Below are 23,621 nucleotides of genomic sequence, written 5' to 3'. Positions count from 1 at the left end.
CATGCCAGACATCTGGGCGATTGGCGCGATCCTCGCAAAGCTGGTGCTCTACATTGGCTTTGCGGGCTCCGCCGGGCTTGTGATTGTTGGATGCCTCTATTCCGGCCTTGTCGCGCCGGTGAACCTTGCGATGACGCGCCATGCCAGGGCCTTGGCATGGCTTGCTCTTGTCGCGACAGCAGTTGGCTTCTTGCTTCGTGGGGCCGCCTTGACAGGCGGGGTTGACGGCATGGTCGATCCGAAGATGCTTGGCCTGCTGTGGCAGACATCCGTGGGCGACGCACTTGTTTATCGCCTTTCTGGCGCATCGTTGATCCTTGTGGGGCTGTCCGTTCCTCGCTTTGGTCAGTGGATCGCGCTGTTGGGTGGCACGATCGCTCTGTGGTCGTTTGCGCAGATCGGGCACGTGCCGGAACTGGAGAGCTTTGGTATCCAGCTCCTGCTCCTGCTGCACCTGTTGTGTGTAGCTTTCTGGGTGGGCATCTTCAGCCCGCTGCGGAATATGGCCCTTGCTCCTGAACACCTGAAGGATGCTGCTGAACTCGGTCATGTCTTTGGGCAAGCTGCCACTTGGCTTGTGCCGGCGTTGATCGTGGCGGGCCTTTGGATGGCCTGGTTGCTTGTCGGCAATGTCCAAGAGCTGCTGTTCACTGGCTACGGGCAGGCGTTGTTGCTCAAAGTGTTTTTTGTGGCGCTGCTGTTGTTTCTTGCCGCCGCAAACAAGCTCCGATTTGTTCCGGCCATGCAAGGTGGAGAGGTCAATGCAGCGCAACGCCTCGCCCGCTCCATCCAGGTTGAGGCATTGATGGTGTTGGTGGTACTGGCAACAACGGCAACACTCACGAGTGTTCTGGCGCTTCCGAATTCGGGCCATTAGAGCGGGCCAGACACCGGTGCGCGCGCAGTGTGCAGCAACGGCAGCGGCGGTGCACGATCCGATGCGAACAAGGAAGACAATCCCACTCAGGGCCTGCCGACCCTTGCCGTGGGGCCTAGCCATTGGGCTTTGGCAAACAGGGTTCAAACAGTGCCACCTGCCCGCCGGTCAACCGTAAGAAATCAAGCTTGCTCACCGCCTGTCTTTCGAACCATCAACACGCGACCTGCCGAATTCACTGGGGTCTGAACCCTGCAGCTGCCCCTCAGAACCTTAATGAAAGACAGGACATGCCACCATCAAGCTTTGCACAATCGGTATTGTCAATTTCAACGACCTCATAGCCTTCGCGGTCCAGCATCTCTGCGGTGCGCGGAAACCCAGCGGCCATCAGCACCAGATTGTTGAACCTAATCGCGTTTGCCGCCGCCTCCTCGCCGTCAGCTACATGCAGCACCCGGAAGCCTTCAAAACAGCTCGAAGCGTCCAATCGCCGGGTCGCAAGGATCGTCTCGGCATCCATCAGCGAACAATCCGTTTTGAAGTGCAAAACGCCCTCGGGTGTGAACACTTCCCGCAGTTTGTGTCCCCATTCCGAGGTGATTTTCGCCAGTTCTTCAACACCTTCCGCGTCAGTGCGGTCTGACCGGCCCACAAGAATTTCGCGGCCGGTTACAAGGATGTCTCCACCCTCGATATGGCCGGGACCATTGATCTGTGTGACCGTTTCATAGCAGGTCCGCAGTGCCGGGGCGATCTCGGCCACTTCCCCCATCCGCGAAGGCGCGCCCGGCCGCATCAGCACAGCACCCTGCGGCAGGCACAGGGCCGTATCTTCCACAAACTGTGCGTCAGGGAACGCATCCAGGGGATCAAGCTCGATCACCTCGGCCCCGGTGCTTTTCAGTGCTGCCACGTATGCCCCATGCGCGGCCGTCATCCCATCGAAATCCGGGTTTCCGATATCTTCTGCGCGCAATCCGTCAGCGATGGTCGGTGCCGGGCGCCGGGTGATGGCGCGGGAAAACTCAAAAGTTGGGTCTGACATGCTTCAATCTCTCTGAGGTTCGAATTTTCGGGCGGTGACTTCGATCATCGCGGGCCCGCCCATGGACGCCGTTTCGCGTAACGCTTGCGCGATGGACTGCGGCTTATCGGGAACCCTGGTGTGTGGAATGCCAAAGGATCTGGCCGTTGCTGCAAAATCGGGGGGTGTGGGGTCACATCCAATGACCGTCACGCCTGCATCCTGCATCGATGTGGCGATTTCCCGGTACCCGTGATTGTTCCAGATCACGAACGTGACCGGCAGGTTTTCGTCTACTGCGGCCATTGCTTCCGGCATAGAAAACTGCGCCCCGCCATCACCGACGATGCATATTACCCGCGCCGTTGGATCGGCAATCGACGCACCGATGGCTGCGGGTATGCCATAACCAAGCGCACCATAGCCCGTTGCCGCATTGAACCAGCCGCCAGCCCGGTCGTGGTCATAGTAAAGATTGCCGGCATAAATTGGCTGGGTGGAATCCCCGACCATCAGAGCATCCGGAGACGCCGAGCGCATCGCATTCAGTATCTCCACCTGTTGGCGATAATCCGGACCAATCTCCTGCCAGGCCGCATCGCGCGTTTTTCTGGCACGGTCCGCACCGTCGCTTTGCCGTGCCCTCTGCGGCAAGGCCTTACACAGCGCTGGCACAACCAAGCCTACGTCACCTTGAATGGCAATCGCTGCCTCGTGCCGCGAAAGCTGATCGCTGCACCGATCAACCCGTATCAGGTTTGGCAGTTTCGCAAACTGGCCGGTGGCATACATGTCATAATCGGTCGGCCCCAGCTCGGTTCCCAAGGCCAGAACGCAATCGGCGCTTTCCAACAATGCGCGCACCGCGTTCAGGCTGGGGCTGGCCGGAACGGTCAGGGCATGTCCGTGCATCAGGCCGCGCGCGTTGACGGTTTGCACAACAGGGGCACCCAGAGCTTCGGCCAGTGCTTGCAATCCCGCCTCGGCACGTTTCGCGCCGCCGCCCGCCAGAATGACGACTTTCTTTGCCTCAGCCAATTGCCCTGCAGCCTGTCTGATCAATTCCGGGCTGACCGGAGGATCAGGGTCAGGCGTCTCGACTGCTGTTTCCTGATAGTCCGCCGCTGCGACATCCAACGGAACCTCGATATGCGTCGGCCCGCGGCGACCATTGCTGAGGCCGTGAAAAACGCGGTCCAAAACCGGGGCCAGAGCGCTGGGGCCGGTGACCTGTTCGGACACCAACGCAACCGTTTTCGCCAGCCCGATTTGGTCCGGCAATTCGTGCAGATGCCCCAAGCCCTTGCCAAGCGATCCGGTTTTGTTGACGCCGGACACCACCAGCATCGGTATTGAATCGGCCCGCGCCTGCGCCATCGGCGTCAGCGTATTGGTCAATCCGGGGCCGGTGATCACAAAGGCAACACCCGGTTTGCCCGACACACGGGCATAGCCATCGGCCATGAAACCCGCCCCCTGTTCGTGTCTGGGCGTCACATGTCGTATGCCCGAAGCCGCAAGCCCTCGGTACAGTTCCACCGTGTGAACGCCCGGAATTCCGAAGACGCAGGTCACATCCCGCTGGCGCAGCCCGGCAACCAGAGCTTCGCCAACTGTCATACTGCTCATGCGACCTCGCGTGATTTGCTGTTGGCGTGATCGATGATACGGGAAACCGCAGTACCAAAATCCGTGTCATTGATAGTCAAAGCGACCCGCACCCAGTCCTTCAGGCTGTCACCAAAGGCGGATCCCGGCATGACGGCCACCCCGGCCTGTAGCAGATCCCAGGCATAGGCTTCGCCATCCAGCCCGGTGGCAGAGACATTAATGAGTGCGAACATTCCCGCTTCGGGCCGGTGAACAATCAGATCCGTTTCAGCTTCAAGACGATCGGCCAACAGGGTGGCGCGGCCAGAAAAGCGGGCGGCCATCCCGGGGGCAACCTCGGACCCGTCACGGATCGCTTTTTCGGTCATGTCCGCGATGAACGGCTGATTGCCAAAAAGCATGGTCTCGGAATAGGGCAGCAGCGCTTCGCAGAACGCGGCGGGCCCGACACACCAGCCACTGCGGAACCCCGGAGCGGCATGAGACTTCGAGATGGATGATACGCCAATGACACGATCCGCCAGTTCCGGATCTGCCAATGGTGAAACAAATCGTGCACCGTCAAAGATCAGTTCTTCATAGACCTCGTCCGAGATGATCCACAAATCACGCGCAATCGCCAGCTGCCCGATCTCGGCAATGTCCGCGGCGGTCAGGATCGCGCCAGTCGGGTTATGCGGTGTTGTCAGAAGAATGGCGCGGCTGCGCGGAGTGATGCGGGCCGCGATATCTGCGGCCTGCATGCGAAACCCTTTCTCGGGCCGCAGCGGTACGGGTACCATCTCGGCCCCGGATGCACGAATGACACCTTCATAGGTCGCGTACATCGGATCGCCGACCAGAACTTCGTCGCCCGCCTCGGCGACCCCGGCCATGGCTGCGAAAAGGGCGGTTTGCGTGCCGGGAAAGCACAGAAAATTCCCGGGCTCGAAAGCCCGCCCGCGAGAGGCAGAATAGCGCGCAGCCAGAGCGTCAAGCAGCCCTGCTTCACCGCGCCCGTTGGAGTACCCTGTCCGCTGCGCCCGCAATGATGCAACGGTGGCTTCGACCAGCACGTCCGGCACCGGAACGTCCGGTTCTCCTATCGTCATTTCGACGATGTCCGCTCCGGCCTTGATAAGGTCGCGGGCTTTCAGATGTACGCCCCATTTGGCGCCACCCAAGCCCGCCAACCGTTCTGTCACCGATGTGGTCTTCATGACTGCTCCACCCCTTTGGTCAATGGAATCCCGACGATGGCGCTGACGGAATCCAAACCGATCCGCGCCAGCTGGCCTTCGGAAAACGCATCCGGAAGCGCGCCCCCTTCCAGCCACAGGCCGTCGATCACCGCGTTGCAGGCGATGGCCAGTTGCATTGCCTCTGACGCGTCAACCGAACGCCCGGCTTCCTGCAATGCCGCGACGATCAGCTTCTCGAGGTGATCCCGGAAATAGTCATAGGTTCGCTGGTGAATGCGCTGCATTTTCGGGTCATGCTGCACCTTGTTCAGGAAACCCGCCCACAACGCCACGGCGCTTGGATCGACGATCGGCTGTCGCAGTGACGCGTCGACGAAGTTGGTCAACTGAGAAACCGCGCTTCCGGTTCCTGATGACGCCGCTGTCTGGTCCGTCAGCGTATTCATGTGGTGCTCATATGCCGCCTGAACCAGTTCGTCCTTGGATGAGAAATAGTGCCGGATCAAACCTTGGGTCACATTCGCACGGGCTGCGATCTCGCGCACCGTGGCACCCCGAACGCCCATCTCGGCGATCAGGTCCAAAGTCGCCAGAATCAGCGCCTCGCGGCGAACCTCGGCAGACTCACGTTTGAATTTGCGGCTTTCGTCCTGCACGTCAGTGTCATCCATGGCACGGAGTTATTATACACTTGCATAATTGCGAGATTCGGGGCTTACTGCAAGCTGAAATCAGAAGATTCTTGGATATGGACACAGCCAAAGCAGTTTCACCCGCACCCGAAACAACCACGCCCGACGAAGCGATCAAGGTTGAGGATCTGCACAAATCCTTTGGCACGCTGGAGGTTTTGAAAGGCGTATCCCTGACCGCAAACAAGGGGGATGTTGTTGCCATTATCGGGGGGTCAGGCTCTGGAAAATCCACCATGCTGCGCTGCATCAACTTTCTGGAAACGCCGAGTTCCGGAAAGATAACCATCGGCGGGGAACCCGTTGAAATGCACACCGATGGCAGCCCCTCCAACCGCCGCCAGATCGAACGTATCCGCACGCGTCTGGCCATGGTTTTCCAGCAGTTCAATCTGTGGACACACCGCACGCTTCTGGAAAACGTGATCGAAGTGCCAGTGCATGTGCTCAGGGTGCCAAAGGCCCAGGCGATCGCACGGGCGCATGAATTGCTGACGCGGGTGGGCCTTGGCGACAAGGCTGACACCTATCCGGCCTATCTTTCGGGTGGTCAGCAACAGCGCGCCGCCATTGCCCGGGCGCTTGCGGTCGATCCTTCGGTGATGCTTTTCGATGAACCGACGTCGGCGCTTGATCCCGAGCTTGTTGGCGAAGTTCTGACCGTGATCCGCGATCTTGCCGCCGAAGGGCGCACAATGCTGCTTGTCACCCATGAAATGAAATTCGCACGCGAAGTCGCAGACCACGTTGTCTATCTCTTCGAGGGCCGCATCGAAGAGCAGGGCCCACCTGCCGAGGTCTTCGGAAACCCAAAATCAGAGCGCCTTAAGCAGTTCCTCAGCTCGGTCGCCTGAACCTAAAAAACAAAATGAACCAAAAGGGAGTATCAAAATGAACGTCAAGAAACTGCTCGCGTCCGGCCTTGCCGCCGCTGTCCTTTCGGCTGGTATCGCCAGTGCAGAAGAGGTCAAGATCGGCATCGCAGCCGAACCTTACCCGCCATTCGCGTCGCTGGACAGTTCAGGCAATTGGGTCGGCTGGGAGATCGATGTCATCAATGCTGTCTGCGCTGCTGCGGAACTTGACTGTGTTATCACGCCGGTCGCCTGGGATGGTATCATCCCGTCGCTGACCGGACAGCAGATCGACGCCATCATGGCGTCTATGTCGATCACCGAAGAGCGGCTGAAAACCATTGATTTCAGCGATCCTTACTACAACACACCTGCCGTCATCGTCGCGGACAAATCGATGGATATCGAAGCGACCCCCGAGTCGCTGGCCGGTAAGGTTGTCGGCGTTCAGGCGTCGACCATCCACCAGGCTTATGCGCAGGAATATTTCAAGGATTCCGAACTGAAGGTTTATCAAACTCAGGATGAGGCCAACCAGGACCTGTTCGCAGGTCGTATTGACGCCACTCAGGCCGACAGTATCGCCATGGCGGACTTCGTGAACTCGGATGCCGGGGTATGCTGTGAAATCAAAGGCGCCGTCGCAGATGATCCGGCCATCCTGGGCCGGGGTGTTGGTGCGGGTGTTCGCAAGGGCGACGATGACCTGCTTGCAGCGCTGAACAAGGGCATCGCGGCAATTCTTGCCGATGGAACGCACGAGAAGATCACTTCGAACTATTTCTCGGCCAGCATCTACTAAGCGGCTGCCGTGACCGGACTGTTGGAATCGCTTGGATTGGCGCAGAGCGCAGAGCTTCTGTCGCTGTCGCCACCGGGTTGGGGGGGCAATCTGCTGCGCGGATTGTCCCACTCATTGCAGATCGCTTTTGGTGCATATGCGCTCGGCCTCGTGATCGGATTGTTCGGAGCCTATGGCAAGCTTTATGGCGGGAAGGTCACGCGCGATCTTCTTGCCATCTACACGACCGTGATCCGGGCCGTGCCGGAACTGGTCCTGATCCTGATCCTGTATTACGTGGGATCTGACATCATCAACAAAATCTCTGCTGCAATGGGTGGAGGTCGGGTCGAGGTCAATGGCGTCGCTGCGGGCATTTGGGTTCTGGGCGTTGTACAGGGCGCATATGCAACCGAGATCCTGCGCGGAGCCATACAGGCGGTTCCACCCGGACAGATCGAGGCCGCCAAATCCTACGGGATGCCCGCCTTCATGACCATGCGCCGCGTGACGATCCCCGCCATGATGAGCTTTGCCGTACCCGGCCTGGCCAACTTGTGGCTGATCGCCACCAAGGACACCGCCCTGCTCGCGGTCGTGGGATTCAACGAACTGACACTGGAAACCCGGCAGGCCGCCAGCAGCACACGCGCCTATTTCACCTTCTTTCTGGCGGCGGGTTTTCTCTATCTCATGGTCACCCTGTTTTCGGGCGCCATCTTCGCGCGGATCGAAAAATGGGCGCGTCGCGGTCAACCTTCTCTGAAAGGAGGTGGCAGATGATCGATCTCAGGTCTTTGATGCAACCCCATCGCATCGTGATGATGCTGATCTTTTCCGGGATCGTAATCTGGTGTGCCATGTCTTTGCGATGGGACTGGTTGCCAAAATACGCCCCGCTTGCCTTGCAGGGAATCTGGACCACGCTCTGGCTGCTTGTTGTCACCGTCGTTCTCGGATTTCTGCTGGCCGTACCACTCGGGTTGGCCCAGGCCGTTGGACCCTGGTACCTTGCGGCCCCCGCCAAGGCGTTTTGCACCATCATTCGGGGCACACCCCTGCTTTTGCAGCTTTGGTTGCTGTATTATGGCCTCGGCTCATTGTTCCCTCAATTCCCCTGGATACGATCGTCCGAGCTTTGGCCGTATCTGCGTCAGGCCTGGCCTTATGCGGTGCTGGCACTAACGCTTTCTTATGCCGGCTACGAAGGTGAGGTAATGCGCGGAGCCTTCAAAGGCGTCGCCAAAGGTCAGCTGGAGGCGGCAAGGGCGTTTGGCATGCCCAGGCTGACAATGTTCCGCCGCATCTGGCTACCGCAGGCAATCCGCAACGTTCTGCCAACCCTGGGCGGTGAAACCATCCTCCAGTTGAAGGCGACGCCCTTGGTCGCCACGATTACGGTGGTTGATATCTATGCCGTGTCATCGCGGGTGCGGTCCGACACGTTCATCATCTACGAGCCGCTCATCCTGCTGGCCGTATTCTACATTCTCGTTGCCGGTATTATTGCCCTGATGTTCCACTGGCTGGAAGTGAAGGTGCTGGGAACCGGAAGCCGAAATGGGCCAGCCGGATAGTACAAGCCGGAAGTAAAGCGAGACCCACTGCCCAACTCCGGGCACAGATTTCGTCGGCGCGTTTGCAGATCGATCGAAACCATGGGCACACGATCAAACGGTTGCCCGAAATGATTTGGGGAAGGTTCGGCTTGCAGGCCCCTGCGGCGAAGGCACTGGCAGCCCAGGGGCAGAGCCTGACTTTCTTATCCATTGCACAACGACCTGGAACACCGCGGCGCAATCTTCTGGTCGGCGCAGTGGCGGATGTCGCGAAGCATTGCAAACTTGCCCCTCGTCCTTTGGGGCGCGTTGCATGAGGCGCGCATTCAGCGCAGGCCCGACAGAACCTAATGCCGCAAACCCGCATTCGGGTTTGAGCCGACGATCATCATTTTTTGGGGTGAAACACCTTTGATCGCGCGAATGGGCAGTATCTGCCCTGAACGCGGGTCATGGTGAGCCACGAACTGGTGATACCCATCGGGTCTGTTTGCCAATCAGAACAACGCTCAGATCGCCAGATACTCCTCACGAAGACTGGTGTCCTCAAGCACTTCTTTTGCCGTTCCGTCGAACACGATGGTACCGGTGTCAAGAATGATCGCGCGGTCCGCCAACTCCAAAGCGCGCACGGCGTTCTGTTCAACGATGATCGTGGTCATACCCTGCTGCTTGACATGTATGAGGGTTTTTTCGATTTCGTCGACGATAACAGGCGCCAAACCTTCATACGGCTCATCCAAAAGCAGTACCTTGATGTCCCTGGCAAGCGCTCTGGCGATTGACAGCATCTGCTGTTCGCCACCCGACAATGTAATCCCTTCCTGCTTCCTGCGCTCACCGAGACGCGGAAACAGCTCGTAAAGCCGTTCAAGGGACCATCCGATCGGAGGAGCAATCTGTGCAAGTTGCAGATTTTCTTCGACTGTCAAGCCGGGAATAATGCGCCTGTCTTCCGGTACAAGGCCAAGGCCAGCCGCTGCTGCTTCATAGCTTGTCATGTTGTGCAGCGGTTTGTGGTCCAACCAGATTTCGCCATGTCTTACTTCGGGTTCTGCGACCCTTGCAATCGAGCGCAGTGTCGAGGTTTTGCCCGCACCGTTTCGCCCAAGAAGAGCAAGAATCTCGCCTTCATGCACATTGAAGCTGACACCCTGCACGATATAGCTTTCTCCGTAATAGGAGTGCATATCCCAAACGGAAAGAAACGCAGGGGCGGTGCTGGCCAGATTGGCGTTTTTCGAAAAGTCAGGTTTCTCGTTCATAGCGTTTCCTTACGCAGCCTCGCCCAGATAGGCTTCGCGAACCTTTGGGTTTCCGCGGATGTTTTCAGGAGTATCTTCAACCAGGGGTGTCCCCTGGGCCAGAACAGTGATGCGTTCGGCAAGGCTGAAGACAACATGCATGTCATGCTCGATGATCGCGATGGTGATGTCGCGTTCTTCCTTGATCTGTTTCAGCAGGTCGATCGTGTTGTTGGTATCCGCCCTCGCCATCCCCGCCGTCGGTTCGTCCAGCAGCAACAGCCTCGGATTCTGGCTGAGGCACATGCCAATCTCGAGCCGGCGCTTGTCGCCGCGCGACAGCGAGGCCGCATGCATCTCACGCTTGTCGGCCATGTTCATCTCTTCCAGCATGGCTTCGGCCTGTTCAACAACAGCTTTTTCGTTGGCGATGGTCTCGTATGCATGCATCCGGAACGCGCCATCCCGCATGGCGAAGATCGGAATCAACATGTTCTCCATCACCGTCAATTCACCAAAAATCTCTGGTGTTTGAAACACGCGGCTTATGCCCATCTGGTTGATCTGGAAGGGTTCAAGCCCCAAGACCGATGCGTTGTCGAACAATACGGACCCGGTATCTGGCATGAGCTTGCCGACCAGACAATTCAGCAAGGTCGACTTGCCCGCACCATTGGGCCCGATGATTGCGTGAACCGAATTCTCCTCGACACTGAGATTCACATCCGTGAGCGCCTTGAGGCCGCCGAAGCGCTTGCTGACGTCTTTGACTCTTAGAATTGCCATGGCTCGCCCCTTATTCCGCCGGTTCCGTTTTGCCCGACGTCGCGTCGTCGGATTTTGATTTCTTGCGCTTGAGCCGGTTCAGCAAACGCTGACCACCTTCGACAAGACCACCCGGCAAGTAGATAACGACAAGCATGAAAAGAATGCCCAGCGTCAGATGCCATCCCTTGCCGATGAACGGATGGATCAAGAAAACCACAGCGTCCTCCAGCCCGTCAGGCAGGAATGCAAACCAGCTGTGCAACACGTTGTCGTTGATCTTCGAGAAAATATTTTCGAAGTACTTGATGAAGCCTGCACCCAGCACCGGCCCGATCAGTGTGCCGGTGCCGCCCAGGATCGTCATCAGAACGACCTCGCCCGATGCGGTCCACTGCATGCGTTCGGCACCTGCCAGCGGGTCCATTGCGGCCATCAGCCCACCAGCCAGGCCGGCATACATGCCCGAGATGACAAAAGCTGCCAGCGTGTACGGTTTCGAGTTCAGGCCAGTGTAGTTCATCCGCTGCTGGTTTGATTTGACGGCCCGCAGCATCATCCCGAAAGGTGAACGAAAAATTCGGATGGACAGATAGAATACCACCATCATGATCACCGCACACAGATAGTATCCCGCGTTGAAATCAAAACTCCATGCGCCCACGTCCAGCGTGTAGGTTGCGCGCATCGGCAACCCGAACAGATGCGGCAGGTCCGGCGAGTTCGCCCCTTGCAGAATCTGTGGATCATCCGCGTAAACCTGCAATCCCGTTTCCCCGTTCGTCAAGTTGAACTTGGGGTTGGACAACACCGAGTAAGCCAACGCAAAGCTCATCTGGGCGAAGGCCAGCGTGAGGATCGAAAAATAGATGCCCGACCGGCGCAGGCTGACAAATCCGATCAGCAATGAGAATACCCCGGCGACCACAACGCTGAGTGCGATGGCCGGGATGATGTTGTAACTCAGCAGCTTAAACATCCATACGGCGGAATAGGATCCAACGCCCAGAAAGGCCGCGTGTCCGAATGACAGGTATCCGGTAAGGCCGAACAGGATGTTGAAGCCGATGGCAAAGATGCCGAAAATCACAAAACGCTGCATCAGATCCGGATAGCCCGCGTTGAACTGCGCCATGGCGCTGCCTTCCGGGAACGGATTCAGGATGAAGGGTGCCAGCATCGTCAGGATGCCGACGATGATCAGCAGGCTGGTGTCTTTTTTGTTCAGTCCCAACATCGATTATTCCTCCATCACGCCTTTGCGTCCCATCAAACCGCGCGGGCGTGTGAGCAGCACAATAATGGCAACAAGGTAGATGATGATTTGGTTGATGCCCGGGATCGTCGTTGTGGCCCAGGTCGTAGAGGCGAAGCTTTCGAGAATGCCCAGCAGAAAGCCAGCCAGCACCGCGCCGGGAAGAGACCCCATGCCACCAACGACAACCACAACGAAGCTGAGGACCAGAAAATCCATCCCCATGTGATAGTTTGGTGGGTTGAGCGGCCCGTACATGACGCCCGCCAAACCGGCCACCGCGGCAGCGATACCGAACATGATCGTAAAACGCCGGTCGATATTGATCCCCAGCAAACCCACAGTTTCGCGATCCGCCATGCCGGCGCGCACAACCATGCCGAAGGTGGTGAATTGCAGGAATGAGAAGACGGCACCGATAATGGCAACCGCAAAGCCAAAATAGACCAGGCGCCAGATCGGGTAGATGATCGCGTTGGGATCAAACCCGATCATCGTGCCAAGGTCGATAGAGCCACTCAGCGCGTCGGGCGGCGGCGTCTGAATGGGGTTGGCACCGAAGAAGTACTTTACGATTTCCTGCAACACGATCGCCAGGCCGAACGTGACAAGGATCTGGTCCGCGTGAGGGCGCTTGTAGAAATGCTTGATAAGCCCGCGTTCCATCACATAACCAACCGCCAGCATGATCGGGATCGCAAACAGGATTGCCAATGGAACGGACCAGTCGATGATCGTCGCACCAAACTCCGGGCCGAACCATGCCTCGACATAAGGGGTTTCCACTTTCAGCGGGTTGCCAAGAAAGTCGGTTTGGCTCTCGTCGATGGTTACAAAGCTCAGGTTCATGAGCTTTTGCAAAGTGACGGCACAGAACGCACCGATCATGAACAGGGCCCCATGGGCAAAGTTCACAACGCCGAGCGTCCCAAAAATAAGCGTCAGCCCCAGCGCAATCAGCGCATAAGCCGACCCTTTGTCCAGACCGTTCAGAATTTGCAATAGGATGGCGTCCATTGGCCCACCTCAGGGTTGGTCAGTGTGAATTGAGTGGCACAACAGGATCAACCCTGCTGTAGATGTCTGGCCACCATTTTGGCAGCCAGACTTTGATACGCGGTCTTATGCGCCCGGGTTACACTCACCCAGTGCGCCACCGGCAAACATCGGATGCTCCGGATCGTATTCGACCTGCGCGCGTGGGGTGATCTCGACGATCTCCAGCGTGTCATAGGCGTTGGTCGGGTTCATGTTGCCACGCACGACCAGCACGTCTTTGAAGCACTGGTGGTCATCGGCGCGGTACAGGGTCGGACCGTTGCCCAGCCCGTCGAACTCGAAGCCTTCCAGGGCCTCGACGACGCCGCATGGGTTGAAGGTGCCGGCGCGCTCGCACGCATCCGCGTACAGCAGAACCTGGGCATAGCAGGTCTGGGCCGAGTTGGACGGCGGCTTGCCGTATTTCTCGCCGAAGGATTTCACGAAGGCTTTTGTGCCTTCATCTTGCAACTGCCAGTTCCAGTTCATTGAACCCAGCACGCCCTTGATGTTCTCGCCCGCACCGGCGGCCATCAGCTCCGAATACAGCGGCACGACGATCTTGAAGTCCTTGCCGTTGGCAACTTTGTCGAGCAGGCCGAACTGAATCGCGTTGGTCAGCGAATTCACCATATTGCCGCCATAGTGGTTCAGAACCAGAACATCCGCGCCCGAGTTCAGAACCGGAGTGATGTAGGACGAGAAGTCTGTTGACGCGAGCGGCGTTTTGACGGTGTTGACCGTTTCCCATCCCAGGGCTTCGGTCGAGGCGACGATCGACTCTTCCTGGGTCCAGCCCCAGTTGTAGTCCGCCGTCAGGTGATAGGCGCGGCGGTCGTTGCCCATCTCGGCCGCCAGCACCGGCGCAAGCGCAGCGCCCGACATGTAGGCGTTGAAGAAATGGCGGAAACCATTGGCCTTCTTGTCCTTGCCGGTCGTGTCGTTGGCGTGGGTCAGACCCGCCATAAAGATCACACCCGCTTCTTGACACAGGCCCTGAACCGCAACGGCCACGCCCGAGGACGACCCGCCGTTGATCATGATCGCACCGTCTTTTTCGATCATCGACTTTGCGGACGCACGTGCGGCGTCTGACTTGGTCTGGGTGTCACCTGTGACGAACTCGACCTTCTTGCCGAGGATGCCATTGCCCTTCAGCGCCTTCGACGTGAAGGTGTTCAGGCAACCGCCGTCACCCTCTCCGTTCAGGTGTTCCACCGCCAGCTGTTGCGCCAGCAGCTCGTCATTGCCCTCTTCCGCATACGGCCCGGTCTGGGGAACATTGAAGCCCAGGGTCACGGACCCTCCGGTTGGTTCGTTGGTGTAAGCGGCCGCCGACGAAGCCGTGAAGATCGTAGGCAGGGCCAGACCGGTGCCTGCAACGGCACCAGACTTCAACACGCCGCGGCGTGTGACAGATTTATTGGTCATTAATTCCTCCCATTTCCCTTTCTCTCGTCGTCTGGCTCCTCTTCCAGCAGACGAAAGCGCACTTATGTGCATTTCAATAATGGAAAGGCGGTGGAAAATTTCACAACAAATTACTGGATTTGAAACAAAATTTTGTAAACGTCTTGACGAAAACCAAGATCATTTGAAAAACTTTTTTGTTTGATTTAATTTAAATACATATTTTTCATATATTTAAATGTAAATATCAATGACACGGTTGTCAGGCATGACACCAATATTCGTTCTCTGCGGCACCAAAAGCCGATTTGCAATACAAAGCCAGCATTTTCAACACGCTGAATGGAAACAAGCTCTTCGCTCATCTGACGGTCCAGTTTGATTGTTGGCGCATGATCGTCCACGAGTCCGCCGGTATGATCATATCCTGCACGCGTGGGCGACATCCCAGTACGCTGAGCGGTCTTTCGTGTTCCGGTGTTTCGTCCATTCCACGATCAGGATCCGTTTGCCTAAGGCACCACCCTAATTTCGGATGCTGACGTCCGCTGTGACTTGTCAAGCCGGTGCGGGGCGCGACAGACCATTGGTCAGGGAACCAAAACCGCTGCCCCTTGCAATCGTCCGGCGCTCAGATCCGCGAGGGCTGTGTTGGCGTCCTTCAGTGAATATCTTTGGATCCGTGTCTGGATGCCAGCGGCTTGGGCCATTGCAAAAAACGCCTCACCATCCTGACGCGTCAGGTTTGCGACAGACAGGATTTGGCGTTCCCCCCAAAGATCGCTGTAGGGAAAGGACGGAATGTCGCTCATGTGAATTCCGCCGCAAACCACGCGGCCGCCCTTTCGGACAGCTTGAAGCGCTTTGGGCACAAGGGTCCCGAGAGGTGCGAATATGATTGCAGCATCCAGTTCCACCGGTGGTCGCTCGTCAGACCCACCAGACCAAACCGCGCCAAGGTCACGCGCAAACTCCTGTGCCTCGATATCGCCGGGCCGGGTCAGCGCATATACATTCCGGCCCTGCCAGACGGCCAGTTGTGCAAGGATATGCGCGGCAGCTCCGAAGCCATAAAAGCCGATATTCTTGGCATCCTGGGCCATTCGCAGACAGCGAAACCCGATAAGCCCGGCACATAACAACGGCGCCAGTGCAACCGGATCGGCAACCTCTGGCAGGGCAAAGACATACCGTGCATCCGCAAGGCAGGCTTCGGCAAATCCTCCGTTTCGCGTGTATCCCGTGAACACCGGCGCGTCACATAGGTTTTCCTGTGCGCGATGGCAATACGGACATTTCCCACATGTGGATCCAAGCCATGGCACACCCACGCGCTGACCGGCATCCAGCCCTGTAACGGCATCCCCCTTTCGCACGATCCGCCCAACGATTTCGTGGCCCGGAACCAGTGGAAGTTCAGGATGTTCGAGGTCACCATCGACGATGTGAAGATCCGTTCGGCAAACACCACAAGCCTCGATCTGGATCTCGATATCATGAGGGCCCGGCGTCGGAAGTTCCATGTCTTCCAGTCTCAGCGCGCGGCCGGCCTCGTTCAAAACCATTGCGCGTGTCATGGTCCAACTCTCCAGATACATCCGCCCGAAATCATCTGTGTATTGCCTCTTTTCGTTGCATATTGCGGGCTTGGCCTTCGACTAACCCGCAAATGTGGCACAGGGTTTCGACGACCTGCACGATAACACACCTGCGCCGCAGCAAGGCTTGATCCATCGCAAAGTCCCAGATCCAACCGAGCGACCAAAATCGCAACTTCACCTGAAGGGCTTGCGCAGGATGTCCAAAGGAGATGGACAGGGCACTGACGGGTCTGACCTTCGCCGCCGGTTTCAGGCCTGAAGAATGCAGCTGCCCGGCGCTTTGGGCAGGTTTTCAGCCCCCCTTCGCTTTCCGCCCATCGGCGGCGGCGCGGTTTCGCCCGATGAACGGTCTTTGATCCAATCCACCATCGCAGGCCACCAGGAACCTTGCTTTACTTCGGCCGACTCGAACCACTCATCCGGCGAGGTATACAGCGCGTCCGCCGGCCTGTGGCCCAACCGATAGTGGCGGTGCTTGTGCCCCGGCTCGCTCAGGATGCCGCCATTGTGACCACCGTTGGTCAGCACGAAGGTGAGGTCTCCGTCGGTAAACAGCCGAATTTTGTACACTGATCGCCACGGGGCAATATGGTCGGATTCCGTTCCGACCACAAACATGGGTACGCGTATATCCTTGAGCGCAACGACCCGACCTTCGACAGAAAAGCGCCCAGCGCTCAGCCGGTTTTCCAGGAACAGACCGCGCAAATATTCGGAATGCATTCGCGCCGGCATCCGGGTCGTGTCATTGTTCCAGACGGTCAGATCCGTAGGCAGGTCGTCTTCACCCAGAAAATAGCGACGGACAGCCCGGGCATAGATCAGATCCTCGGCGCGGATTGTCGTAAAAGTTCGTGTCATCTGAGGGCGATCAAGATAGCCCTGCAACCACATCAGGTCTTCTACAAAAGCGACCTGGCTGTCATCGATAAACAGCAAAAGCTCACCGGCTTCGGCGAAATCAACCTGCGCCGCCATCAGCGTAACGCTTGCAAGCCGGTCATCGCCATCGCGTTGCATCACCGCGGCAGCAACCGCCAGAAGTGTGCCGCCAAGGCAATACCCATTGGCGTGGATCTTTTGGCCCGGAACGATTTTCTCGATGGCCTCGATCGCGGCCATGACACCGTTCAGGCGATAATCCTCGAGGCTGAGATCAGCCTGATCAGCGGTGGGGTTGACCCAGGAAATCATGAACACGGTAAAGCCCTGCTCGACCAGATGCCGCACCATGGAGTTTTCCGGGGACAGATCGAGCACATAATATTTCATGATCCATGCAGGCACGAAAAGGATCGGTTCCGCCTGCACGCGCTTGGTGCTTGGTGTGTATTGAATCAGCTCGAACAGCGCGTTGCGATAAACAACCCTGCCGGGGGTCGCGACAATGTCTTTACCGATTTCATAACCCTCAGGGGCAGGTTCGTGCTGTTGCGTTATGGTATGGGCAACATCCTCAAGGAAATGGGCGGCGCCCTCTATCAAATTGCGACCGCCGGTCTGAAAGGTGCGATTGATGATTTCCGGGTTTGACCACGGGAAGTTCGAAGGAGAGACAAGATCAAGCGCCTGGCGAATCTGAAATTGCGCGCGTTCGGCGTCGCGGGGGGCGATGCCCGGCATTTCGTCCGTTGCGGCCTGCCACCAATCCTGCGCGCTCAGAAAGGCCTGCTGCCAAAGGGAAAACGGCGCCTTCTGCCAGCCGGGCGCATTGAAACGGTGATCCTGCTTACATGGCTGAAAAGGCGGAGTGGCCTTCGCGCCGGTCGCCATCTCGCGGGCATAGACCCAGAGTTTGGCCGCATCACGTGCCGCGCGTTCTGTCAGTTCAAGCTGGCGTCCGGGGGAACGACCCAGGTGCAGGGCCCAATCGATCCAGGTGGCCATTATCGAATGCGGGGAAACACCGGCGGTGGCACGGGCAAGGGCCGCGCGCGTTGCGCGGTCAAGTTTCTCATAGGGGTGTGGCGGGGCATTCTCGTCGGTATCTGCCGCACAAACCCCGACCTCGGCAGACAGCTTGTCAAGTGAGAGTTCGGTCATCTAGGTTCTCCGATCCGGGCAGAGTGCTAGTATGCTGCAAACCTAATTCCATCTGCCCACCAGGCCCCGGACCGACCAGTCAACCGCCCATTTTGATTGGACGTACTTGATTGCAGCGCCGGACCTGGCGAGGCTTCCTGAAATGGCAGCGAGCGCTTGGGAAGCCGTGTTGCCAGGTACCGTTCGCTATTTTGGCAACATAAAGAACTCTTCCAATACAATCTTGCCATCCTCAACTGAATAAATGGCAATTTCGCTAAGGTTCATTCGTTGTCCGGTGTCTTTCTGCACGACCTCGGCATTGAAACGCACCCCAAAGCGATTGGGCGGATGAACAAAAGGGCCATCTGCCGTAAGCGTTTGGATTTCATGCGTTTTCAGCCAATCTTCCCGCTTTGCCTTGATGGCGTCGCGACCCTTTGTAATCCGAAATTGCCGCACCGGAGGCACAACCGCCTCTATGGACTGAGCGTTTTCCGCGTACATCTCGTCAACACTTGCCAAGCCATTGCGATCACGCATCGCCTGAACAAATGTCCGCCCAATTTCGACCAGTCTTTCCATGCAAGACCTCCTGATACATTGGTGACTGTATCTCGGCGGCCCGCGTTCAACCTTGACAAAGATCAAAATGAGACGGCCCTGCAAAGATTGGCCACCGGACTTGCTTAGGAACAGGCAGAACAGCGCCTTGTGAATTTGGGCGCAGCAAGTCGCCGCCAATCGTTGGGCGAGAGGAAACCAGTGGCGGACCGAGGAGTCTTCGAATTAATATCATAATTTTATGTTTTTATTAGATTTTTAATAATCTGAATCTAAGAGTACCACATAAAATACCGCAGCATCTCGAATAAACATGTCACCGCTGGCAAGGCGGTTTCCATGAATCCAGAACAACGGTACCAGCTAAGAAGCGCAATACCGATTAAAAACAACAGCATTCTTTGAACCGTCCTGCTCAAATAATGCCACTGCTGGATGGGTTCGCCTGATTGGCGGGTTATTCCAAGCAGCAAGATTACCCCCAACCTTTTGTTCACACCGGGGCGACAACATTAACCGAACGTGAACAATGTATTCTCTGAGTGTTCAAAGTGTTTAGCTCATACTACTCCCCGCAGGGCTATCTAAAAAAAGCCCGTCTTTGTCGAAGGGGAAAAGAATGATCAAGTCTGCCATTGGGGTTGAGCCTTGTGTTCCTGCAACTATGCAGTCCTCAAATGTCGCCGTTCACGGCGCGCGTTCCAACGCCGAAAAATCGAGCACCAATCGCTTCCCTCCTATCGAGAATGCACTAACTGACATCATTAACAACAAGCGACTGGATGAGACAAACAAGGACGCCTGAAACGACGATTACAAGCCATCACGCTTCCAGGTTACGGCGACCAAATCAGGATACTGCAAAGCCCGCTCCGTATCGGAGCGGGTCTATTATTGAGAAACCTCAATGCGTTCACGACGCTAAAAGCGTATCTCCATCCATCTAATCAGGTGGTGTCGACACGACGCCGGGCCGGCCATGCTCGTGGTAAAGACATGGTCGACCCGGCCACCATCGGCTTGCAGAATAACAAGCCAATACTGTTAGCCATCTAACCCAAGCAGTGATTTTACTGCCGCCTCAACCTCGTCTGTAACGGGCTTGTTTGCCGCGTTTTCCAGTGCTTCGCGTTCAGTCAGCCCTTGATCTTCAACGGCCTCAGTCAAGTCCTCGACCTCAGCAACCGCTTCTTCATATTCGACAGCATCCTGTTTCTCGGTTTCCAAACTTTCAGCCGTGTCGATGGCGTCCTGTAGATCGTTGTTTGCTTCCTCAAGCGCTGCCTCGATGTCTGGGTCGGTGCCACCAGCGTCTTCCAGCGCCTCTTCAAGTTCGGTCACACGATCCTGCTTTTCCTGAACATCAGTTTGTGCCGCTTCAAGATCCTGTTCGATTTCAGAAACAGAACGATCTGGCGGCGTCATCCCGTCCAGAAGATCCTGCTGCTCCTCCAGCGCCGCCCGCAGATCATCGCCAGCCAATACCGTTTCACGATAAGTAGCAATTCGGCCGACTCGTGAGTTGGGTGCGGCGTTCAGTAGGGCCGTCTCACTCGCATTTGCTGCGTTCAACGCGCCCAACTCTGACGGATGAGCCCCAAGTAACAAAGCCATTTTGTGTCCTGTCGGACGCTTTTCCGGGCGCACTGAACTGGTGACCGTAGGCGATGACGTGATTGTTCGCGCGGTTTTCGTTGCTTTGGATTTGGGTTTATTGGCCTTGGACTTCCTGCCACCAAATATCTCTTTCAAAGAGAATTTTTTCCCTTTTGAAGATTGGGATCGCGATCCTGAGATTCCAGTTGCTTTGTTACTTGTCTTGCCAGTTGCAGACTTTCCTGCATTTTTGGATGCGCCCTTTCCTAAACCTTTGCCACTACTGTTTCCGGCTCCGTCATTTCCGCTACCATGGCCATTTCCGTTCCCACCGCCATTACCGCCAGAGTTCCCTCCGCCGTGACCGCCACCGTTACCGCCTCCGTTACCACCTCCGTTGCCGCCACCGTTGCCGCCGCTGTTTCCTCCGCCGTTGCCGCCGCCTTTTCCGTTGCCGCCTTTCGCGTAGGCAGAATCAGGAAAGGCGACCGCCCCAACGAGCGCGGCGGAACTCATCAGGGCGATGGCAACAGCTGAGGTTTTCAACAATCCGGTCATTGTGTTTTTCATGGCGTTTCTCGTTGTTCAATTTTGAGTTTCTGTCGTCAGCGCTATTACAAACTTGATTCCGACAGGCCGTATGTCCTTGCCGGGTTCTTGTCCTAGTTTTTGTCATCTAACCCCATTGATGTTGAACCCACGGGAAACTGGTCGTTCATCAACGGTTCATGTAACCTTCGTTAGGTTGATCGGGCGTCAGCGCCGTAAAAAGTACCGAAGATGAAAAAGCTTTTGATCCTTGCCTGCCTTTTCGCGGTTCTCCAGCCCGGAGAAAGCGATGCGGCTGCCCGCGAACTGAAGCAGGCGGAGTTACGCAAGGCGACAAGTTCGGGACAAGCCATTCGGCTTAAAAAGGTTATCAAGGGTGTAGAGCGAGTTTTTGGCGGCACCCCAGTTAATGCGCGTGCCTTTCAGACAGATGAAGTCTATTATCGAATTCTGGTCAAAAAGCCGAATGGAAAGATAATCAGCGTTATCGTCAATGCAAAAACTGGTGTTGTTGTACCCAATCGGTCAAGTGTTGGGCGGCAGGTAACTGAAGCTGCCAAGACAGCGCCAGGCAATCCTGCTGCTGCATCGCAAGGGAAGTCGGCGAACAATGGCATCAATGGAAACCGTGGCGGCAACGGTAACAGCGGTGGTAACGGTGGCGGAAACTCCGGCGGTAACGGCGGGGGAAACAGCGGCGGCAACGGTGGCGGAAACTCCGGCGGTAATGGCGGGGGAAACAGCGGTGGCAACGGTGGTGGAAACTCCGGCGGCAATGGCGGGGGAAACAGCGGCGGCAACGGTGGTGGAAACTCCGGCGGCAACGGTGGTGGAAACTCCGGCGGTAATGGCGGGGGAAACAGCGGCGGAAAAAGATGATGTTTAAACTTCGAGACACGCGCATATAGTGCTGGTGCATGAGAGTTTTGCTTGCAGAAGATGAACCGCACCTCTGCGATCAGATCAAAAAGCTGTTGAATGCCGAAGGTCGCGTAGTGGATGTGGTGAACAACGGTCTCGACGCGTTACATCTGGGCGCGACCGAACCGTACGACGTGATCATTCTGGATATCGGCCTGCCGGAACGGGACGGTATCTCGGTGCTGCGCGAGTGGCGTGGTTCGGGCGTGCAAACCCCGGTTCTGATACTTACCGCCCGCGATGGCTGGAGTGAGCGTGTCGACGGGCTTGATGCCGGTGCGGACGACTACATGACCAAACCGTTCCACATGCCAGAACTGGCGGCCCGGGTCCGCGCCATTTTGCGGCGGCAAAGTGGCCAGTTGAACCCGGTGATCGAGATGGGTAACGTCGTTCTGGATACGCGCAACGGGCGAGTGACGGTTGATGGCGTTCCGATCGATCTAACGGCTCAGGAAATCGCTGTGTTTACCTATCTGGCCCTCAATGCCGGGCGCATGATTTCAAGAACCGAGCTTTCTGAACATATCTATGAATACGACGGCGACCGGGATTCCAATACCATTGCAGTCTTCATAACCCGTCTGCGCAAAAAACTTGGCTCCGACTTGATTACAACGGTACGGGGCCGCGGATATATGATTGACTCTGCCTGATGTTGTCACTGCGTCAACGGGCATTGTTAGGAGGCTTTGCATCCGGAGCCGTGTCTGTTGGATTAGGTACACTTGCCGTCTTTTCTTACATCAACAACCGCGTATCAGATCGCTTCGACACTGCTTTGTTGGACCGCCACACACAGCTTGTAGTGGGATTGAGCGTCACCACCCAAAGCCCCGATTCACTCCGGGATCTGATGTTCGATCCGGCTTACAGTTCTCCATACTCTGGTAGATACTGGCAAGTTAGCAACGACGAAGGAGAAATCTTTACGTCTGCGTCACTGTTTGACGAAGTTATCGCCGAGCCTTCCGGCAACCCAGATACGCCAACGCTGTGGACTACGAATGGCCCCGAAGGTGAGGTCCTGCGCAGTGCCTTTCAAAAAATCACATACGAAGACGGCTCTGTCTGGGGCGTAAGTGTCGCCGAAAGTCGGGTTCAACTTGCCGCCGAACGCCGTGCCGCACAACAAAGCCTATTGCCCGTATTTGCCCTTGTCGGTCTGATAGGGGTGGCCGGATCTCTTCTATTGATGACTATCATACTTGGGCCTTTAAGAAGATTGCGTTCCGATGTCGCGCATCGCTGGGATCAGGATGAAGATCTCAGACCAGCTGATTATCCGGAAGAGGTCGCTCCACTGGTTGAAGACCTGAACAAACTTCTGCGTCGGAATCGTGAGATCGTGTCAGGATCTCGCCGTCAGGCAGCCGACTTGGCCCACGCTTTGAAAACTCCTGCCACAATTTTGCGGAACGAACTGGAAACGCTTTCCGGTGCAGGAGTTGCAACGGGCACCGCGCGGGAGGCGTTGGACCGGATCGATGCTCAATTGAGCCGATCTCTCGCCAGATTGAGAGCCTTGCATACCGCGGACTTAACCCATTCGAGAACGGATTTGACAAACGCTATCGACAGGCTGGAACGGCTGTTTGCAACAATAGCGGATCGCGAAGGCAAATCTCTGCAGATCGTGCGTGACCCCGGTCTCTGGGTACGCATGGATGCACAAGATATTGAAGAGGTGTTGGGCAACTTGCTGGACAACGCAGTCAAGTGGTGCCGGAAAAGTGTACGCTTGACGGCCAAGCGCAACCCCGGTTGCATCGAAATCAGCATCGAAGACGACGGCCCCGGGATTCCGGAAGACGCCCGCCGCGATGCACTTCGGTCCGGCGGTCGTTTGGACACATCGGTCACCGGCAGCGGGCTAGGACTGACGATAGCAGTCGATTTGCTGAAAGCTTATGACACCCATCTGATTTTGGGCGCTTCCAGTACCCTCGGTGGTCTCGAATGTCGGGTCGAGATCTCGAGCTAGGGTCAGGACCCATTGATTTCAGCGGGGTTGCGTGACTCACGGTTCGAAAAACGGGCGGTGAACATGTCTGATCTGTTTTGGCTGACCGAC

General features: G+C 56.9%; 22 protein-coding genes. 9 read left to right on the top strand and 13 right to left on the bottom strand.

Annotation, left to right across the window (positions count from 1 at the left end; all coding sequences use genetic code 11):
• Position 1 precedes the first annotated feature (1 nt).
• On the top strand, positions 2-877 hold the full coding sequence (locus tag ACR0LI_RS00110) for a copper resistance D family protein (protein WP_480717799.1): 876 nt from the start codon (positions 2-4) through the stop codon (positions 875-877).
• A gap of 265 nt (positions 878-1,142) precedes the next feature.
• Here the strand turns inward: ACR0LI_RS00110 and ACR0LI_RS00105 are convergent, their stop codons facing one another.
• From ACR0LI_RS00105 to ACR0LI_RS00090, 4 genes are read right to left on the bottom strand one after another with little or no spacing between them, the layout of a single operon-like run.
• Entirely contained in the window at positions 1,143-1,925 is a 783-nt protein-coding gene (locus ACR0LI_RS00105; protein WP_480717798.1) for a dimethylarginine dimethylaminohydrolase family protein, read from the bottom strand.
• Between the two features lie 3 nt (positions 1,926-1,928).
• The gene (locus ACR0LI_RS00100) at positions 1,929-3,533 is read right to left on the bottom strand and encodes a 5-guanidino-2-oxopentanoate decarboxylase (protein WP_480717797.1); all 1,605 of its coding nucleotides are present in this window, start codon (positions 3,531-3,533) and stop codon (positions 1,929-1,931) included.
• Positions 3,530-4,714 carry a pyridoxal phosphate-dependent aminotransferase gene (locus ACR0LI_RS00095; RefSeq protein WP_480492191.1) on the bottom strand — a complete coding sequence of 395 codons (1,185 nt, stop codon included), beginning with the start codon at positions 4,712-4,714 and terminating at the stop codon, positions 3,530-3,532. Before ACR0LI_RS00095 ends, ACR0LI_RS00100 begins: the two co-directional genes overlap by 4 nt.
• Positions 4,711-5,367, bottom strand: a complete 657-nt coding sequence (locus tag ACR0LI_RS00090; protein WP_216598219.1) for a TetR/AcrR family transcriptional regulator — start codon at positions 5,365-5,367, stop codon at positions 4,711-4,713. Before ACR0LI_RS00090 ends, ACR0LI_RS00095 begins: the two co-directional genes overlap by 4 nt.
• A 77-nt stretch (positions 5,368-5,444) precedes the next feature.
• Here ACR0LI_RS00090 and ACR0LI_RS00085 point away from each other — a divergent pair, with 77 nt between their 5' ends.
• From ACR0LI_RS00085 to ACR0LI_RS00070, 4 genes are read left to right on the top strand one after another with little or no spacing between them, the layout of a single operon-like run.
• A complete protein-coding gene (locus tag ACR0LI_RS00085; RefSeq protein ID WP_171634592.1) occupies positions 5,445-6,242 on the top strand; it encodes an ABC transporter ATP-binding protein in 798 nt (265 codons plus the stop codon).
• 37 nt (positions 6,243-6,279) lie between these two features.
• Positions 6,280-7,044 carry a transporter substrate-binding domain-containing protein gene (locus ACR0LI_RS00080; RefSeq protein ID WP_171722710.1) on the top strand — a complete coding sequence of 255 codons (765 nt, stop codon included), beginning with the start codon at positions 6,280-6,282 and terminating at the stop codon, positions 7,042-7,044.
• Between the two features lie 9 nt (positions 7,045-7,053).
• Positions 7,054-7,806 carry an ABC transporter permease gene (locus ACR0LI_RS00075; RefSeq protein ID WP_152459071.1) on the top strand — a complete coding sequence of 251 codons (753 nt, stop codon included), beginning with the start codon at positions 7,054-7,056 and terminating at the stop codon, positions 7,804-7,806.
• Positions 7,803-8,600, top strand: coding sequence for an ABC transporter permease (locus tag ACR0LI_RS00070; RefSeq protein WP_480717796.1), 798 nt, complete (start codon positions 7,803-7,805; stop codon positions 8,598-8,600). Before ACR0LI_RS00075 ends, ACR0LI_RS00070 begins: the two co-directional genes overlap by 4 nt.
• Before the next feature lie 491 nt (positions 8,601-9,091).
• Here the strand turns inward: ACR0LI_RS00070 and ACR0LI_RS00065 are convergent, their stop codons facing one another.
• The 8 genes from ACR0LI_RS00065 to ACR0LI_RS00030 form a co-directional block, all read right to left on the bottom strand.
• Positions 9,092-9,847 carry an ABC transporter ATP-binding protein gene (locus tag ACR0LI_RS00065; protein ID WP_171634599.1) on the bottom strand — a complete coding sequence of 252 codons (756 nt, stop codon included), beginning with the start codon at positions 9,845-9,847 and terminating at the stop codon, positions 9,092-9,094.
• A 9-nt stretch (positions 9,848-9,856) separates the two neighbouring features.
• The gene (locus ACR0LI_RS00060) at positions 9,857-10,612 is read right to left on the bottom strand and encodes an ABC transporter ATP-binding protein (RefSeq protein ID WP_152459074.1); all 756 of its coding nucleotides are present in this window, start codon (positions 10,610-10,612) and stop codon (positions 9,857-9,859) included.
• A 10-nt stretch (positions 10,613-10,622) separates the two neighbouring features.
• Positions 10,623-11,828 carry a branched-chain amino acid ABC transporter permease gene (locus ACR0LI_RS00055; RefSeq protein WP_171118889.1) on the bottom strand — a complete coding sequence of 402 codons (1,206 nt, stop codon included), beginning with the start codon at positions 11,826-11,828 and terminating at the stop codon, positions 10,623-10,625.
• Between the two features lie 3 nt (positions 11,829-11,831).
• Positions 11,832-12,863, bottom strand: coding sequence for a branched-chain amino acid ABC transporter permease (locus ACR0LI_RS00050; protein WP_171118891.1), 1,032 nt, complete (start codon positions 12,861-12,863; stop codon positions 11,832-11,834).
• A 105-nt stretch (positions 12,864-12,968) separates the two neighbouring features.
• Positions 12,969-14,315 carry a substrate-binding protein gene (locus tag ACR0LI_RS00045; protein WP_171634601.1) on the bottom strand — a complete coding sequence of 449 codons (1,347 nt, stop codon included), beginning with the start codon at positions 14,313-14,315 and terminating at the stop codon, positions 12,969-12,971.
• A 569-nt stretch (positions 14,316-14,884) separates the two neighbouring features.
• Positions 14,885-15,871 (bottom strand): zinc-dependent alcohol dehydrogenase family protein, encoded by a 987-nt coding sequence (locus ACR0LI_RS00040; protein ID WP_480717795.1) that lies wholly within the window; start codon positions 15,869-15,871, stop codon positions 14,885-14,887.
• A gap of 273 nt (positions 15,872-16,144) precedes the next feature.
• Positions 16,145-17,938: a PHA/PHB synthase family protein gene (locus ACR0LI_RS00035; protein ID WP_480717794.1), complete on the bottom strand. Its 1,794-nt coding sequence runs from the start codon at positions 17,936-17,938 to the stop codon at positions 16,145-16,147.
• 186 nt (positions 17,939-18,124) lie between these two features.
• On the bottom strand, positions 18,125-18,502 hold the full coding sequence (locus ACR0LI_RS00030; RefSeq protein ID WP_171118898.1) for a nuclear transport factor 2 family protein: 378 nt from the start codon (positions 18,500-18,502) through the stop codon (positions 18,125-18,127).
• A 598-nt stretch (positions 18,503-19,100) separates the two neighbouring features.
• Between ACR0LI_RS00030 and ACR0LI_RS00025 the strand changes: the two genes are divergently transcribed.
• Positions 19,101-19,286, top strand: a complete 186-nt coding sequence (locus tag ACR0LI_RS00025; protein ID WP_480717793.1) for a hypothetical protein — start codon at positions 19,101-19,103, stop codon at positions 19,284-19,286.
• Between the two features lie 239 nt (positions 19,287-19,525).
• On the opposite strand, the gene ACR0LI_RS00020 is transcribed toward ACR0LI_RS00025, so the two are convergent.
• On the bottom strand, positions 19,526-20,647 hold the full coding sequence (locus ACR0LI_RS00020; protein ID WP_480717792.1) for a hypothetical protein: 1,122 nt from the start codon (positions 20,645-20,647) through the stop codon (positions 19,526-19,528).
• Between the two features lie 210 nt (positions 20,648-20,857).
• Between ACR0LI_RS00020 and ACR0LI_RS00015 the strand changes: the two genes are divergently transcribed.
• The 3 genes from ACR0LI_RS00015 to ACR0LI_RS00005 are packed head-to-tail and all read left to right on the top strand — an operon-like array spanning position 20,858 to position 23,531.
• Positions 20,858-21,505, top strand: coding sequence for a hypothetical protein (locus tag ACR0LI_RS00015; protein ID WP_210092777.1), 648 nt, complete (start codon positions 20,858-20,860; stop codon positions 21,503-21,505).
• Between the two features lie 38 nt (positions 21,506-21,543).
• Positions 21,544-22,203 (top strand): response regulator transcription factor, encoded by a 660-nt coding sequence (locus tag ACR0LI_RS00010; protein WP_171634612.1) that lies wholly within the window; start codon positions 21,544-21,546, stop codon positions 22,201-22,203.
• Complete coding sequence (locus tag ACR0LI_RS00005; protein ID WP_171634614.1) at positions 22,203-23,531, top strand: sensor histidine kinase; 1,329 nt, start codon at positions 22,203-22,205, stop codon at positions 23,529-23,531. Before ACR0LI_RS00010 ends, ACR0LI_RS00005 begins: the two co-directional genes overlap by 1 nt.
• Positions 23,532-23,621 lie beyond the last annotated feature (90 nt).

It is taken from the genome of Ruegeria sp. CL7, assembly GCF_056536445.1.
This window is presented reverse-complemented; position numbering and strand designations above follow the sequence as displayed.